General features: G+C 39.1%; 26 protein-coding genes and 2 pseudogenes. 5 read left to right on the plus strand and 23 right to left on the minus strand.

Going from position 1 to position 14,936, the window contains the following annotated elements; all coding sequences use genetic code 11:
- Positions 1–34: 34 nt before the first annotated feature.
- From A7983_RS08950 to A7983_RS08980, 8 genes are all read right to left on the minus strand, one after another.
- Positions 35–688, minus strand: coding sequence for a hypothetical protein (locus A7983_RS08950; RefSeq protein WP_005968415.1), 654 nt, complete (start codon positions 686–688; stop codon positions 35–37).
- 314 nt (positions 689–1,002) lie between these two features.
- Entirely contained in the window at positions 1,003–1,308 is a 306-nt protein-coding gene (locus A7983_RS08955; protein WP_005968416.1) for a hypothetical protein, read from the minus strand.
- Positions 1,305–1,670 carry an EndoU domain-containing protein gene (locus tag A7983_RS23245; protein WP_071531095.1) on the minus strand — a complete coding sequence of 122 codons (366 nt, stop codon included), beginning with the start codon at positions 1,668–1,670 and terminating at the stop codon, positions 1,305–1,307. The genes A7983_RS08955 and A7983_RS23245 overlap by 4 nt, the downstream gene beginning before the upstream one ends.
- A gap of 331 nt (positions 1,671–2,001) precedes the next feature.
- Positions 2,002–2,355, minus strand: coding sequence for a hypothetical protein (locus tag A7983_RS08960; RefSeq protein ID WP_005968418.1), 354 nt, complete (start codon positions 2,353–2,355; stop codon positions 2,002–2,004).
- Between the two features lie 89 nt (positions 2,356–2,444).
- Positions 2,445–2,915 carry an SMI1/KNR4 family protein gene (locus A7983_RS08965; protein ID WP_005968419.1) on the minus strand — a complete coding sequence of 157 codons (471 nt, stop codon included), beginning with the start codon at positions 2,913–2,915 and terminating at the stop codon, positions 2,445–2,447.
- 121 nt (positions 2,916–3,036) lie between these two features.
- Positions 3,037–3,360, minus strand: a complete 324-nt coding sequence (locus tag A7983_RS08970; RefSeq protein ID WP_005968420.1) for a hypothetical protein — start codon at positions 3,358–3,360, stop codon at positions 3,037–3,039.
- A 557-nt stretch (positions 3,361–3,917) separates the two neighbouring features.
- The gene (locus A7983_RS08975; RefSeq protein ID WP_005968421.1) at positions 3,918–4,388 is read right to left on the minus strand and encodes an SMI1/KNR4 family protein; all 471 of its coding nucleotides are present in this window, start codon (positions 4,386–4,388) and stop codon (positions 3,918–3,920) included.
- A gap of 395 nt (positions 4,389–4,783) precedes the next feature.
- Positions 4,784–5,365 (minus strand): hypothetical protein, encoded by a 582-nt coding sequence (locus A7983_RS08980; RefSeq protein ID WP_005968423.1) that lies wholly within the window; start codon positions 5,363–5,365, stop codon positions 4,784–4,786.
- 247 nt (positions 5,366–5,612) lie between these two features.
- On the opposite strand from A7983_RS08980, the gene A7983_RS23250 reads away from it, so the two are divergent.
- Positions 5,613–5,918, plus strand: a complete 306-nt coding sequence (locus A7983_RS23250; protein ID WP_237028213.1) for a SymE family type I addiction module toxin — start codon at positions 5,613–5,615, stop codon at positions 5,916–5,918.
- Between the two features lie 190 nt (positions 5,919–6,108).
- Here the strand turns inward: A7983_RS23250 and A7983_RS08985 are convergent, their stop codons facing one another.
- The 3 genes and pseudogenes from A7983_RS08985 to A7983_RS24815 all read right to left on the minus strand — a co-directional run.
- On the minus strand, positions 6,109–6,771 hold the full coding sequence (locus A7983_RS08985; protein WP_005968428.1) for a hypothetical protein: 663 nt from the start codon (positions 6,769–6,771) through the stop codon (positions 6,109–6,111).
- A 283-nt stretch (positions 6,772–7,054) separates the two neighbouring features.
- On the minus strand, positions 7,055–7,438 hold the full coding sequence (locus A7983_RS08990; protein WP_005968430.1) for a hypothetical protein: 384 nt from the start codon (positions 7,436–7,438) through the stop codon (positions 7,055–7,057).
- Positions 7,439–7,868: 430 nt separating this feature from the next.
- Positions 7,869–8,147, minus strand: a pseudogene (locus A7983_RS24815) (type IV secretion protein Rhs); the annotation flags it as partial.
- A 41-nt stretch (positions 8,148–8,188) separates the two neighbouring features.
- Here A7983_RS24815 and A7983_RS23255 point away from each other — a divergent pair.
- Positions 8,189–8,395 carry a type I toxin-antitoxin system SymE family toxin gene (locus A7983_RS23255; RefSeq protein WP_235778053.1) on the plus strand — a complete coding sequence of 69 codons (207 nt, stop codon included), beginning with the start codon at positions 8,189–8,191 and terminating at the stop codon, positions 8,393–8,395.
- A gap of 72 nt (positions 8,396–8,467) precedes the next feature.
- Here the strand turns inward: A7983_RS23255 and A7983_RS08995 are convergent, their stop codons facing one another.
- Positions 8,468–8,758 (minus strand): hypothetical protein, encoded by a 291-nt coding sequence (locus A7983_RS08995; protein ID WP_235778052.1) that lies wholly within the window; start codon positions 8,756–8,758, stop codon positions 8,468–8,470.
- A gap of 244 nt (positions 8,759–9,002) precedes the next feature.
- On the opposite strand from A7983_RS08995, the gene A7983_RS23260 reads away from it, so the two are divergent.
- Complete coding sequence (locus A7983_RS23260; RefSeq protein ID WP_071531098.1) at positions 9,003–9,194, plus strand: SymE family type I addiction module toxin; 192 nt, start codon at positions 9,003–9,005, stop codon at positions 9,192–9,194.
- Positions 9,195–9,263: 69 nt separating this feature from the next.
- Here A7983_RS23260 and A7983_RS09000 read toward each other — a convergent pair whose 3' ends face one another.
- The 8 genes and pseudogenes from A7983_RS09000 to A7983_RS24370 all read right to left on the minus strand — a co-directional run bounded on the left by A7983_RS09000 (position 9,264) and on the right by A7983_RS24370 (position 12,660).
- The gene (locus A7983_RS09000) at positions 9,264–9,755 is read right to left on the minus strand and encodes a contact-dependent growth inhibition system immunity protein (RefSeq protein ID WP_039478841.1); all 492 of its coding nucleotides are present in this window, start codon (positions 9,753–9,755) and stop codon (positions 9,264–9,266) included.
- A 131-nt stretch (positions 9,756–9,886) separates the two neighbouring features.
- Complete coding sequence (locus A7983_RS24935; RefSeq protein ID WP_161601944.1) at positions 9,887–10,201, minus strand: hypothetical protein; 315 nt, start codon at positions 10,199–10,201, stop codon at positions 9,887–9,889.
- 57 nt (positions 10,202–10,258) lie between these two features.
- Positions 10,259–10,768: an SMI1/KNR4 family protein gene (locus tag A7983_RS09005; protein ID WP_005968435.1), complete on the minus strand. Its 510-nt coding sequence runs from the start codon at positions 10,766–10,768 to the stop codon at positions 10,259–10,261.
- 123 nt (positions 10,769–10,891) lie between these two features.
- On the minus strand, positions 10,892–11,167 hold the full coding sequence (locus tag A7983_RS23880; RefSeq protein WP_152413526.1) for a hypothetical protein: 276 nt from the start codon (positions 11,165–11,167) through the stop codon (positions 10,892–10,894).
- A gap of 7 nt (positions 11,168–11,174) precedes the next feature.
- Positions 11,175–11,273, minus strand: a pseudogene (locus tag A7983_RS24735) (integrase); the annotation flags it as partial.
- 150 nt (positions 11,274–11,423) lie between these two features.
- Complete coding sequence (locus tag A7983_RS09010) at positions 11,424–11,885, minus strand: SMI1/KNR4 family protein (protein ID WP_005968437.1); 462 nt, start codon at positions 11,883–11,885, stop codon at positions 11,424–11,426.
- A gap of 264 nt (positions 11,886–12,149) precedes the next feature.
- Positions 12,150–12,416 (minus strand): hypothetical protein, encoded by a 267-nt coding sequence (locus A7983_RS24155; RefSeq protein ID WP_162181130.1) that lies wholly within the window; start codon positions 12,414–12,416, stop codon positions 12,150–12,152.
- A gap of 52 nt (positions 12,417–12,468) precedes the next feature.
- Positions 12,469–12,660 (minus strand): hypothetical protein, encoded by a 192-nt coding sequence (locus tag A7983_RS24370; RefSeq protein WP_039478834.1) that lies wholly within the window; start codon positions 12,658–12,660, stop codon positions 12,469–12,471.
- Positions 12,661–12,679: 19 nt separating this feature from the next.
- Between A7983_RS24370 and A7983_RS23275 the strand changes: the two genes are divergently transcribed.
- The gene (locus A7983_RS23275) at positions 12,680–12,835 is read left to right on the plus strand and encodes a SymE family type I addiction module toxin (protein WP_071531100.1); all 156 of its coding nucleotides are present in this window, start codon (positions 12,680–12,682) and stop codon (positions 12,833–12,835) included.
- A 61-nt stretch (positions 12,836–12,896) separates the two neighbouring features.
- Here the strand turns inward: A7983_RS23275 and A7983_RS09030 are convergent, their stop codons facing one another.
- Positions 12,897–13,226, minus strand: a complete 330-nt coding sequence (locus A7983_RS09030) for a hypothetical protein (RefSeq protein WP_005968443.1) — start codon at positions 13,224–13,226, stop codon at positions 12,897–12,899.
- Positions 13,227–13,372: 146 nt separating this feature from the next.
- The gene (locus tag A7983_RS24375) at positions 13,373–13,591 is read right to left on the minus strand and encodes a hypothetical protein (RefSeq protein ID WP_235778051.1); all 219 of its coding nucleotides are present in this window, start codon (positions 13,589–13,591) and stop codon (positions 13,373–13,375) included.
- Between the two features lie 163 nt (positions 13,592–13,754).
- Here A7983_RS24375 and A7983_RS09035 point away from each other — a divergent pair, with 163 nt between their 5' ends.
- Positions 13,755–14,792 carry an IS630 family transposase gene (locus A7983_RS09035; RefSeq protein ID WP_005968447.1) on the plus strand — a complete coding sequence of 346 codons (1,038 nt, stop codon included), beginning with the start codon at positions 13,755–13,757 and terminating at the stop codon, positions 14,790–14,792.
- Here the strand turns inward: A7983_RS09035 and A7983_RS24380 are convergent.
- Positions 14,765–14,929, minus strand: a complete 165-nt coding sequence (locus A7983_RS24380; RefSeq protein ID WP_081503813.1) for an RHS repeat-associated core domain-containing protein — start codon at positions 14,927–14,929, stop codon at positions 14,765–14,767. The genes A7983_RS09035 and A7983_RS24380 overlap by 28 nt on opposite strands.
- Between the last annotated feature and the right edge of the window lie 7 nt (positions 14,930–14,936).

Genomic DNA, 14,936 nt, shown 5'->3' on the forward strand with positions numbered 1-14,936 from the left:
GCCCATCCATTGTTATGGTTTTTATAAATATTTACTAATTTATCTTCAATCTAAAAAATATGTTATCTGGTTCACTATGTAATTTTGTTGTTACTATCACCTCACTATTATTTATAAGAATATCTTTAAATTTATAATGATATGATAATTCATCAGGTGGAGTAATTAATATAACCTCATTAAAAATGATATCATCTGCACGCATGATTTTTAATGAAAGCTGAAAATCCTCAATCGAATGATTACAAACAAGAGAACACGTTATATTCTGCTTTTTAAAAAACCTCTTTTTATGCACCCATTCATTTACATATCCGCTGTTCTCAAATTCATGAAGAGCAGAAGTTATTTCAGTAATTGGCAATATGTCTCCACATTTACTCAACCCTGATTTGATAATTTCAATAAAATAACTATTTAAATAATCAATGCTTGTGATTTTATATCTATTCTCATCGATATAAACATCAATATTAAGAACATTTGATGAATTTACAAAAACATCTTTAGATGGATGTTTTTTACCCACAAAGCAAACTGCTCTAAATCCTTCGGAACTGTATTTTAAATCCTTTATTTTCCTTTCAAGAAAATTACATATAGACCTACTCTGTTCCTTAAAAGAATATGTTATTTCCTTTCCATAGTCGTCTAATTCAGGAAAAAGATAAATATGCTTCAATATCATGGTCTATGATGTTTCCTTTGATATAACATACTGCTATGTTTATCAGCATTTTTAAGTTCCCAATCCAATGTTTTTTCCTGGCTCCTGGATCACTGCTTCCTGATGAACAACGCTGACATTATACTTCTTTCTTCCTACTTCGATAATCTCATAACCATGTTGGGCTTTCTGCTAATTATTAGGGCTACCATGCAGTGTCTCCCCCTCATAGCGGTTGCGTAAATAAAAGTGATGATGCTTTGTTAGCGATCATTTTTAAGGCGTTGTCAGGTTTTTTTGCATTACCTGCGATCTCTCGATAATATTAATGGCTCTCAAGACAAATTTAAATAAGAATTTAACTTATTCCAAAAATAAAAATCAAACGTGCTTTTTTTATTTAAACCAAGAAGAATTCCAATTCTTATATACTGTGGGATATCGATATTATCAGGATTGAAACCTATAAGCATGAGATCTATAAACATTCCTTCATACGCCATTTCATATTCACCATGCGCTAAGAAATGATTAACAGAATTAATGGTTTCCGCGTCAAGATCTTTTCCATAAGTATCAATCAGTTTTGAAATTGAGTTCTTTACTTCGATGTAAAATGTCATCTCATCATTAATTTTCATATCACATTATGGTTTTTAGGGGGAGGTGGAACATTGGTTGGATACGTCGTTGATATTTTCCCTGAAAGTGTCAGATGCGTTGAAGGGTAGAAATCCACTCTAATTTTTATCCCAGACCTCATTTCTGTTACATACGGTGAGTCCCATTTACTTACATCAGAAGTTGATGAGGGATCAGTAGCAATGTTTGATACGTGATGCAATATATCATCATTGCTCCAATGAGAAGGAAATTCTGTTTTATCTGGTTTATTTTCTTCGTTATGATGTATGCTTAGTATATGCGCTTTTCCATATTTGGTTAAATCAGCCTTGCCTCCTTTCTCTGCTGTATCTTTTACCTTTCTTATTTTTTTTCGCATCTTCTGGCTTTGCCAACCCCCTGCGGGTTATGTACGTATCTCTGCGGCCTCAACCCACCAAGTAATCCTACCGGATCATAAGAACAACGTTGGTGCAGTCGTACTTCTTAGTGTACTCACCTATTGAAATAACCGGCTTTTTAGTTAATGTTTTCGCCCAGTTTAACAGGCCTGTAACCCAGGCCCCCCGACGCGCGCTTTTGCCTCGGGCACGCTACCGCATGCTGTGACGTCCCTGTCTGCCTGTGTCACATCATAGCAGCAGCGTCAGTCGCTGCCATTACTCGTTTTGTTGCTGAACCGGCGTTTATCGTGGCGCTCGCCGATAAAACTAACTATTTAGAAGAGACGTTACTTTTATAGAGATTAATGGCTTCCACATAATTTCTATCTTTGTATTTAGATCCGAGGAAACAACCTCAATAAAAATATATTCACCGCTCTTATCCTTTCTTAATAAAATATCAGTAACACCCTCTGTCAGATATTGATTTATTACGTGCTCACCAGAGAATAACTTTACTTGAACCCAACCTTCCGTAACATTATATGAAAACTCAACAGTTGTTCCATGGTTAGAGACCGTATAAGCGACACATTGCAAGTCAGAAGATATGTATGATTGTTCCGATTCAAAAAATGATAAAAAATCAATATCATCAGGGTAGTTAACTATATGTCTCACAATCCACCTCATGATTTAGGAATAGTAGTAAGAAAATGCCGTGCACCACTAAGTGATCGCTTCTGGATTTTTATATATCCACAAAAAAATCAAATCAGCGATTCTTTTATTTCACTCAATAAAAAATCTACAAAATTTTGTGCAACCACTACTTTAGTATTATCTCTCTTGAATGAAAGAGGGGTTTCTACAACGACCGCTTCTCCCGTATCACCCAATATCGACGTATCTATGGAAAAAACTGGGCCATAGCCAGATGATTTTATTTGCACCATGTTATTATCAATATCACCTAGCTTTCTGGCCTCTATCGTCACGTATCTCACATCGGGTGCGGAAGTAGCTGAAAGCCCTTTTTTTGATATTCCGTAAAAAGATTCTCCATTAAATGTTAATGTGCCGTATTTTCTAAGAAAAACCTTATACGACTCGGGAAATGAAATCCTCAATTCCGATTCATAGTTAATAATATCCTCTTCCGAAGCAGGACCACTACCATAGTAAGATTCTTCGCTATTAACCATTACTTTTTCAATTTTAAAAAATAATTCATCAATCATCGATTTCTCCTTAAAAATAAAATAATATTTTTTTAATATTATTTTTTCCATCTTTTAAAAGATCTTAACTCATAGGTAGAGGAGCATTATTATATATTCGCCTTACTCCCTCAGCCGTTAATCATTTACTATTTACACGTAACAACAGTTTTTTCCAACCTTCTAGATATATTTTAAATCCCTCAATTGAGGATATATTTATTTCCTCTTCTGTATACTCATTGTATATGCTAACTTCAGCGATATTAATGGTGACTGTATGAGCATTTCCAGTGCCTTCCCATTTAGGTATTTTCCCTGAAATAACATCATCACAAACAGAAATATATTCATTCACACCATACAAGCTACTTTGGACATCAGACTGTAAAAAATCAGCAATAACATGGAAATTATGTTCAATTTCAAGAGCAGGATACCCATCAGTATCATAGTAATATTTCATAAACTCCCACCTAATATTTTTTATAGGCTGTATTAATATCCTAAAACCTATCCAATTATCCTTCAATTTTCACTCTACTAGGAGAAAAATCTAACCATTTATCCCCTAGAGAAACGGCACCGATATTATAAGTCCATCTTATTTCTGATATAACTTTCTTTCTATTCCAAGAATTAGGGAAGAACGATAAGTCACGATCTTTAGTACCCAAGTGCCAGATGATTTATCGGACACGCTACCGCCATGCTGTGACTTCCCTGTCTGCCTGTGCCACATCATAGCAGCAGTGTCAGTCGCTGGCATTACTCGTTTTGTTGCTGAACCGCGGTTTATCATGGGCGCGAGTCGTTCTGCAGTTTGCCTGTGGGACGGAGGCGTTTGCCGGGCGCAGGTTGGCGAGATCCGCAAGACAAGATGTTAAGCAGGGAGACCCCGGGTGGGTTGCGCAGGACGGAGATGGCGAGCAGAGTTGGGAAATGTGCTGGCGTAATAGTACCAACAGCTAAAAATAAAAAACCGGAAGGATCGTGTGATCGCTTCCGGCTATTATTTAAAAATCAAATTTGTTCTATTGCTTCTTCTATTTGATTAAGGAAAAAATCGCCGAAATTATCTGCAATAATAGTTTTTTCACCATACATTTTAAAAGCCAGAGATGTTTCTACTACTACAGGTTCACCTATGTTTCCCGTAATATCGGTATCTATAGAATAAGAAGGGCCATAGCCCGATGATTTTATCTTTATCATCGAGCTACTGATATCGCCTTGCTCCCTTGCATCTGTTGTTGAAAAATAAACACAAGGAACTTCATTCGCATCTTTACCATCTTGGGTGATTCCATAATATGTATCACCACAAAACGATAATGCCCCATATTTTTTCAAAAAAAGCTTATAACTTTCAGGAACGCAAACATTAAGCAAAACTTCAAACTCTTTTATTTTTTCCTCGCCAACACCGCCAGTAAACCGAGTTCGTTCACCGCTCTCTTTCATTTTTTCTTCTGCCTCATCAATAAAATTCATGTATTCCTCCTGAAAATAAAGCGATCTTTTTTCCTGTATTGTTTTTCCCTTTATTAAAAGGAACATGATTCATTGACGGAGGATAACTATTATTGTTTCGCCTTACTCCGTCAGAATAAACCCAATTTTTATCCCACTGATTTGAATACATGTGAAGGGCTCGATCATTTTTACTATGGAAAGTACTTGATACTTCGATCATAGGCTCTGGCTCATCTTATGTAAGGTAGTGCAAGTTTATTTTTTACTGTCATGTCCCATTGGGGCATTATCCTGCCGCATATCTTTCGATATTACTATATCAAAATTTGTTGACACGGTCTGGATCAAAAAGATCATCGTGCTGATAAAATTTTCGGCCATTAAAATAATCACTTTTTGTAGATTTAAAGAATTCATGTAATCACATGAAATTTTCTATTTCCACTAATAGAACTTAAAAAAGACTGACAGAAAGTATCATCTTCATCAAAAGATATTATACCAAATCCGAGATCGTTATGAGGGTATATAGCCAGGTTTAATTTTAAATTAATCATGAAAAAAACCTGACCTAAGACACCTCCGTGCCCCATGATTAATTTACAAATGTCCATAAATCTATTATTATAAAAATGTAGACTTAGAGAAGAAACTGGCAATGAAGTATCACCGTATAAATAACTTTCAAAATCATTGTTAAGTGGCTTTAAATAATTGTTATCTTTAGCGTAATTATATATCTCATCATATTTATTTATTATGACCTCATCAATTTCCCTTTCATCATCAAAGGATAAAGCTGACAGAGCAAAAAAATCTTCCCAATACGGAGAAAAAAAACTACTCACTATCTCTATTGATTCATCAATTAATGATGGCGTGAATGGTATGCTTTTTTCAAAATAACCAACCCATTTACTTGATGAGCTAAAAGAATCAAAGTTAATTTTTTCAAAATGAAAAGAATTATTTGTCAATTTTAATAGTTTTTCCATCACTCATTCCCACTGTAATTTTTTTATTCAGGGTAGGAGCATCCCAACCTTCCACTCCCTAGTTTATCACTATCAGTTGTATTATTTTTACGATATATCTCCTGTATTTTTATAATCGCCTCCCCTTATCTTTGTAAGCTTGTCAGGATGTGGTGATGGAGTTCGCACCATATCGCCAACCTCAGCGGATTAACCCACGTCAGCGGACAAAAACTGTCCGGCTCGCATACCCATTGCACTTCCTGCGTTGCCGACCCGTCCGGCAGGCTCAACCCGCACTAACCGGTCCTGCACGTCCCAGCCAAAGTGCGTTTTCTGCGGCCTGAACCTAAAAGAAGCCGGATTTACCACTGGGCAATCGCTCAAGCTGCGCATTATGCCAGGCTGCATTGTCATTACCACGTTGGATATCCATGAACTCTGGGGCCACCTGCAAGCCCTGAGCGTCGCGCCGTTTGATGAACGCGCCGCGACCTACTGGCTGAACCACTTTCCCGGCGGGCTGGATGTGGAGGGGGCCGATGAGTATCCGATACGCTTTCCAGTGCGATGACCTGCCGAAACTGACTCTGACGGGTGACAGGCTGACGCAGGGCGGGTTATTCGGCTAGCCGTTAATCATTGACGTGTTGATGGTAAAATCACGATTCGGGCAGAGTAGTATGCTGGCGTAATAATACCAATAGCTAAAATAAAAAACGGAAGGATCTCAGCGATCATTTCCAGATTTTATTTAAAATTAATTAATCAGGAAATAACCCATAATCTTTCAACTTAGTTAATTTAAATTTAACTAGCTCGTCATTGACTGTATTATGAAGTTTATTAATATCCATTTGTGATCTTACATCTTGCTCCCAAGCATCATCCCCATTAAAACGCCGCTTAGCTTCATTAGGCCAAGATTTAATAATCTCTTTATAACGTAAAATAAGTTGCTGACTCTTTTCTGTATATCCGAACCAGAATGCCAGTAATACATGTTCTTTCATAGTATGAGCTGGATATATCACAGAAGTATTAACATCATCTTCGTAAAGCTTATCAAACTGACTGAAGGATAACTCACCACAGAATGCGATAGGGCATTGTTCTCTAAAATTATCGATCAGTTCTTGTAAATTCCCTTTATGTCTTTTAAAACTAATAGATTCACCAACACCTTTCTTATTCAATAAACTATGTGATGTACATATGGTCACCGCAGGGAAAATGCTCAATATTGAGTGAGTATGAAAGACTGGGATATAATGTTCACCACCGTATACAGGTTTCAAATAAACACCACATAAAACGGGGCCATTTCGCTTAATTAAATATAGCGTTTTATATTTATAATAAACACCTAGAGCATTTTTCCAATCATTAAAAATACTCTTCTTTTCAGTTGTAGTTAATGCTTTCATATCATTATCTCGAGTGTATTTCAGTTTGCTACTGACCTTAGTGAAATTATTAATATTATGTTGCTGTTGTCGCTGCCATTACTCGTTTTGTTGCTGAATCGGGGACGAGCACTTCTGCAGCTTGCTTGTGGGACGGTGAAGCATCTGCCGGGCGCTGAGCGGGTTATTCGGCTAGCCATTAATCATTGACGTGCTGCTGGTAAAATCACGATTCTGGCAGAGTAGTTTGCTGGCGTAAAAATAAAATAGCCGGAAGGATCGTGTGATCGATTTCGGCTATTTATTATTTAATAAAATATGCTAGACGCTCACCTGGTTTTAAATCTTCTCTTTTATAATAGAAAACAGTATCAAAGTTAATGGATATATATTTCCCTATTGCCTTAAATGTAAATTCATCATCCGAATAGAACTCAATAATAAATTCATCTTCTAAATGGTTTTTAGATATTTTAATAAAGTTATGATTCACATCACATGGCCAGTCCAATATTCCTTGAACAAATGATGGTAATTCAATAATTATTTCCAACGTATGGTAGTATGATAAATCTTCACTCCCAACAATAATTAGACGTTCTCGGTCATATAAAAAAACAGAGAAATCTAACCAGCTTTGCTTCCAATCATGCTCTTTTATAGCAGATACTAAATCTTGTTCTTCCATGGAATTACTCCATTAGGTAAAGGAATATGCGTGCTATTTGCCACGACAGAATCCTCATTTGGATTGGGAAATTTCTGATTTGTTATTCAAAACAAAAGTATGGTACCACGTACCATCAGATGATGCATATTTCCATCCATGGCATTGATTAGTAGAAGGATTCATACCACTTTGGCTTCTACCTATCCGATATGTAGGGCTATTTGCGGAATTACTTCCTAACGGAGCATTAGGAATTATATCATGGACCCTTACTTCGTATTTATAATTTCCCGCTGAGAATTTCTCTTTAAAAGTGGTCGGATAATGTTGTCCCAACAAACCTTGTCTGTGTAATGAATAATCAAGGATTTTCTGAGGTGACGTATTCTTAATTGCGGCATGGGCCTCAGATGCATTCATTCCTTTACACCACCTACACCACCCGCGCGACGTCCCAGCCAAAGTGTATTTCCTTCGGCCTGAACCCTGGACGCGTTTCCCGTTTTACCGCCAGTCGCCCGCAGTTGTCATACTGATATTGCGTATGACCTTACCCCACTACGCGGCTGGCTGCATCATACCGTGCCGACGATTGCACTACCGCGTCCTGCACCTTCAGCGTCTCAGCGAGGTCCGGTGCTATCTGTGACATCTCGCATAGATTCTGTTCGCCCCAGTGGCTGTCGCTGATACCTGTTAGACGTTCCAGCACGTCATAAGTCAGGCGTCACCGTTAATAAAGCAACCAAAATAGAACGTTACTACATCGTGGGATACGCTTCGCACAACGGCAAGTCCAACCGGTTCTCGGCCATCAACCTGAAAGGCCATCGGCTGGAAAAGTGTGGCTTTATTAACAGGATGCCCGTTACCGTTACCGTTACCGTTACCGTTACCGTTACCGTTACCGTTACCGTGACGGTGGCGCGGGCAGGGCAGGGCAGGGTTATTATTGAGACGCAGATTAATCTGTAGCGGTTAACCAACAGCTAAAAATAAAAAAGCTGAAAGGATCGTGTGATTGCTTCCGGCCATTAAAATTAGATATTAATTTGGAAGTAGTATTTCTTCTGCAACGACTTCTATAACATCACCTGATTGAATTTCAATTTTCATTCTTTCAAACCCATCGGAATTTCTATCTAACCCAATAAGCTCATTAACACTTACACTCTCTCCCCATTCATCACCTTTAGGTATATTAATCAACTTAACACCATTAGCTTTTATGACAACTGGTTCAGAGTTACTGTTCAATAATTTGATAATAAGTGCCCCTTTTCCCCAATCAATTAATAAAGAAAGCAATATCCAATCGTGCATATTTATATTCATCATAGATCCATATCTAAGAGTAAATTAGCTTCAGGAGGAACTAAATTTCCATTCTCTCCTTCTGGATTATTAACATGCCAATGAGGGCCACAAGATGCATCAGGATGAATTGTGACAGGATCTAAATAAGCCCCTTTGCCCTCTATTGGATTTGACCCTTTAGGCCGAAGACCTGCATCTCTTGCTACTTTATCTGTTTCAGCAGGTTTTTTACCCGTTACATCGTTAGGATCGATATAGGGAGAAGTTGGCTCTTTGGCTATATCCAGCTTCGGCGATAAATACTGCCCGCTCGCCGCATCATAGTAACGATGCTGGCAGACCCAATCCGTCCCCCTCCATCAACCATAAAGGCCGCTGGCTGGAAGAGTGCGGCTTTATCTCCGAGATGCCTGTCATCGTGACGGTGGAGCGAGGCAAGATTATTATTGAGACGTAGATTAATTTATAGCGGCTAACCAGCATATAAAATAAAAATCGGGAAGGATCGTGAGATCGTTTCCTGCTTTTATTTATTTTTTCGTTCTGGATGATATGTCGATATCGAGAAGGCTTTATCTATTGCAGTGCCTATATCATCGATCGTTGCATCAATAGGAAGAGCGATAATGTCATCATTCATCATACTTTCCCACGCTTTGATATTATGATTATCAAAAGGAATGATTTTTATTTTTTCCTCGTCAAAATTTTTATAAAGGAGGACGATCCGGCAGTTTTTTATTAACCCCGTATAAGATCTTGCTCCTACCCATCCACAAAGCTGTTTCCGTAACTCTTTAAGCTCCCACGGTTTATAGGCAGGATCGACTACACCATAATTATCTATCGCCGTCAGCGCTTCGTTACCCAACGTAGTGATATCAGTGTTTATCGGCAATGCGGCGGCCAATGCGACATTCTCACTTGGACTCTCTGCTTGACGTTTATCTTGCTTCGAACGTTGAACAATAAAATATTTATCACCAAACTCATAAATAATCGAACTATGCTTTTGCATATAAACCTCTATAAATCACTAATGCTTGACGGGTCTATTCTTTGAACATTTTTCGGAGAAAGTATGGTTCCTTTCATTGAACCACTTTCTATAATCCCACTGTGCTGCTCGATAAGCGGATAACTTTTCTTCTAGTTTTTGGTAAAGCCTGCTGTCGATGGTGTGTTGGCATCAACCAGTTTTAGGGAGTCGTCGAGGGTTTTTATTGCATTGTTCACGAACACTCGATAATCCGCAGACTTACTCGATGCATTTTCCATTAATAAAAATAGATAATTACTATATTTTTTGGATACGGTTTGAATAATGGCAGGTTCAACCGGCTCTCGGCCATCAACCTGAAAGGCCACCAACTGAAAAAGTGTGGCTTTATCACCAGGGTACCCGTTACCGTGACGGTGGAGTGGAACTGGATTATTATTGAGACACAAATTAATTTGTAGCAACTGACCAGACCATAAAATAAAAATCTGGAAGGATCGCGTGATCTCTTTCGGATTTTATTAAAGATGTTCTTTTATTATTTTTTTATCACCACCAACATTTACTATGATGGAGCCATAAAACTCAGAAAAACTATCGGACAATTTATAAACATTCCCTTCTTCGCCCGTTTCTTGATAGTCAAAGTTATTATCAAAATGTATATGTGTTCTATCCCAATAATAAACAGCACTATCGCTTTTTTCACAATTAATCAAAAATGGATTACCACCAGGATCAGCACCAATGATAAATGGATTATCAAGAACCACTACTTCATTTCTAATTTCATTAGCCCTAAGCAAATCGAATGAAGGATTTATGGCATTAATCCCATACATTTCCTGAAAATCTATCTCTCCATCATCCACTTTTGAGAAAGGTATAGTGCAATAAGATCCTGTACCGATATAAATACCATTATATTTCTTTAAAAAATCAATATAGCCAGAAGGTAAAATAATCCCATATTTATATTCAACACTCTTTACATCCAAGTGGTCAATACCAATTGATAATTTTATTGCCATTTATCCTCTCCTGAATTAACCACATTTATTATTTATAATATTAGATGCGCCTTCCTTGTGGATGAACTCTGAGTGAACATCTTTCGGTACTTCTTACATCGTGGTGCCATTCTGATGATGGTGTCATGTATTCTTAGCATAATCAGCAGCCCCATTTGGAGTTGACGCATCTGCTTTTCCGAAGTATCCAGAAGGTCCTCGCCCATGGTTCACTTTAAGGTCAGGTTCATCAATTTTCTGAATTTCATAAGGATAAAAGTTGGGATATCCATTTGGATAACGAACTGTTGTACCGGATGAATTCTGATACACCCATGTACCATCAAGTTTATTCCAGACTGTCCCTTCTTTATTAACCCATTTGGTCGGGTCTGGTGAGTTGAGTGGTTTTGTAAGCACACCTGTTTTAGTTCCACACAATTTTTGAGATTTCCGGTTTTTCAGTCATCAGCAGGTATTCTTCCGGCGTCAGGTTATTCAGGGATTCATGAGGCCGCTGGCTGGAAGAGTCCGGCTTTATCACCGGGATGCCCGTTACCGTCACGGTGGAGCGGGGCTAGATTATTATTGAGGCGCAGATTAATTTATAGTGACTAAAAAACATATAAAATAAAAATTTGGAAGGATCGTGAGATCGTTTCCTGCTTTTAAAAATTCAAGGGAATGTCAATTTAAAATGATCTGGTTGGAATGCTTTATCTATAACAAAATCGAAAAATTTTTTTTCCATAGATATCGGTGATTCATTCGATGAAGAATCATAAAAATAAACATTGTTTGAATAGCGACCATTATCTTTTAAAAATCCATAATATCCCCCAGTCTCATCGTCACTGAAAGATAAAAAGCATTCAGGAATAGACTGATATTCTCTATTTTTAATTAAAATGTACCATTCGCTGTTTGGACTTAATGAATATATATTTAAGAAGGCAAAATATCCGGCTTTATATTTCAATGAGAAAAATACAAACTCATTAGGAAGAGAGCCATTAACCTCTCTCTCAACCACTATAACATCTTCTTTTTTAGCCAAAAAATCATCTTCCGTCAAAAACCAATTAGGCTTTTTGTTTCTGACGTAATCAACTGTTTTTACAAATTTTTCAGTATTCATATAAACTCCCGCCGCATATAATAATATGTCAGATCTGGATATATTTGATCAGCACCTTGCTCCCTTTTACGATACAACCAATGAAATTTTCTATCAGCGTCTCGTATAGCAGGAGTAACATTTTGATTAAATTTATTTGGATGTAATGCAGTGTTTCCTCTATGAGAACCAGGTAGGATTTCATGAATACCAGCCCCTTGCGTTTGTCCTGCATGGTGAAGGTCAGGTGAACCTAATTCTTTAGGGCTTCTGCCATGTAGTCCGTTATATATCTTGTTTACTCCAATCCACCTGAAGTCTTACAGGTTTGTCATTAACTCTATATCCAATACCTGTTTTAGGCTCTGGCATTTTAGATAATTTTGCAGCCTCTTCCGCTGAGTGTCCCTGCGAGCGATAGTCCTTATATCTTTCATACCGAGCCTGACAAACAGAATCTGCCAATCCTAGCGGATCATGCACATAACCCTGTGGCTTTATCCAGACAGCCCTATCGGCCCGGCGATAAATATTGCCCGTTCTCTGCATCATAGTAACGATGCTGGTTGTAGTAAAGCCTCGTTTCTGCATCGTACAACTGACCCTAATAGCGTAGTTCGCAGTACACCTTCTCGTTTGCCACATCCCCCAGATAACGCAACAGCGGGATAGGGCTGCGCTCTTCGTGGTGCGCGTGCCACAGACCCTGTCCTTCGCGCACCTTGTTGATTCTTCGGCTAAATGCATCGTAACCAAACTGTGTCTCGCTGCCGTTTTCTTGAAAATAAACGACCAAGACAGAGTGTTACTACACTGTGGGATACGCCTCGCATAATGGCAGGCCAAACCAGCCCTCGACAATTATCCTGAAAGGCCGTCGGCTGGAAGCGTCGGGCTTTATCTCCGGGATGCCCGTCACCGTGACGGTGGAACGGGACAGAACTATTATTGAGGCTGAGATTAATCTGTAGCGGATAATCAGACTATAAAACAATAGCCGGAAGGATCTTTGCGATCACTTCCGGATTTTATTTATTTCTCTTCAATATTGTAATGGTTTGAATTTGACCACCATATAACTTTATACTTACCTATATAAGCATCTTTTTCTTTATAAAAATCCATAACCTCTGATGGATACCATCCATAACCAAATGCAAACAAGGCATCAATTTTAACTAAGTATTTAATGAGATCTAATTTCTCACTTTCATCTTTTATAGTTTTAATCATGTACTGTTCAGAAGCCGAAAAACCAATATTTTCTACTTCCTTCACTGAATTATCGCCTTTAACTCTGAGCTTTACTGTATTAGTTGCAATATCACTTACAACGATAGAGTTATCAGGAATTACGTTCATAATATACTCACCCTTAACATAACTGGAGCTGATGTAGGAACAGAGTTTATAACCATTTCGGGTGATCCTCCAGACAGACGCTGTCCCGGATCAAGGGAGTATTCATTCCCACCTAATTAGCCTCGGGGCTGCATATTTGTTATCCATTATATTTTCCTGACATTAAATCGATCTTTCAAAGATCCAGGGTTTAACCCCATATCTTTTTCAATCCTTTCCGACATAGATCTGGAAATAGAAGTTTCACTTCCTTGAACACCGTAAAAATATTTCAGTGCACCTTCTTTATCCGTAATGAAAGTTCCATCTCTTCCTATTGAAGGATGTTGCTCCCAACTTATCGGACTAATATCATCCTCTAACATCTTAGATCGCCGAACTCTCGCATTATTAATTCTTGACGAGCTTTTTTTCGGTGTCAACCCTAAATAGCTTCGCCAAATAGTAGATCACTTGAAGGGAACTCAGTCCGAGTTATGCGATCTGATCAATCGCCAAATCAAAACAAATCACCAACCGGACTGAGCGATGCCGATCATAGCAGCAATCCCTGATGAAGAACGACGACTAATGCGTAAAGAAGCCCAGCAGACTCGCGATAAAAACCATTCCAGACGACTCATCGCCATACTGATGCTGCATCGGGGAATGACCGTCACCGACGTCGCAAGACTGCTCTGTGCCGCTCGCTCATCCGTCGGAAGATGGATAAATTGGTTTACTTTACATGGCGTTGAAGGATTAAAGAGCCTCAGGTCTGGACGAGAACCACGTTGGCCAGTCGCGGATATCCTGCATATTTTGCCGCTTCTGGTTCAGCGTTCCCCTCAGGACTTTGGCTGGCTGCGTTCCCGCTGGAGCACTGAGTTATTGGCACTTATCGTTAATCGGCTTTTTAATGTAGCGCTTCATCCCGCCACGTTGCACCGCTACCTGAGACGAGCGGGTATTGTCTGGCGCAGAGCCGCACCGACACTGAAAATCAAAGACCCGCACTATGAGGAAAAGCGACTCGCTATCGAACACGCTGTCGCCCGGAAGCAGACAGACCATCCGGTATTCTATCAGGATGAAGTCGATATCGACCTGAACCCGAAAATCGGCGCGGACTGGATGCTCAAAGGACAACAGAAGCGTATTACTACGCCGGGACATAACCAAAAACATTATCTGGCAGGTGCACTGCATTCGGACACGGGGCGAGTCCATTATGTCGGCGGTAACAGCAAGTGCACTGATTTATTTATCAACCTGTTAGAGGCATTACGGCGCACATACCGGCGAGCAAAAACGCTCACGATAGTGGTAGATAACTACATTATCCATAAAAGCCACAAGGTGGAGCGCTGGCTGGAGAAAAATAAGAAGTTCCGGTTGTTGTTCCTGCCAACGTATTCGCCGTGGCTGAATCCAATAGAATTGCTGTGGCTGTCGTTGCACGAAACCATAACGCGTAACCATCAGTGCCGATATATGTGGCAATTGCTGGGTCGGGTAAATCAATTTATGAATGCGGCCTCACCGTTCCCCGGCAATCATCATGGTCTGGCTAAAGTGGAGCGATAATATGCAAAGTTATTTAGAGGATCTACCCAACTGAGCAGATTTTTTACATAACCATATACCCTTCTACCACCCAGCCCTATCGGGTCGGGCGATAAATACTGTCCGCTTTCTGTATCATAGTAACGATGCTGGCAGATCCAACCC

It is taken from the genome of Pectobacterium wasabiae CFBP 3304, assembly GCF_001742185.1.
GTDB classification, from domain to species: domain Bacteria; phylum Pseudomonadota; class Gammaproteobacteria; order Enterobacterales; family Enterobacteriaceae; genus Pectobacterium; species Pectobacterium wasabiae.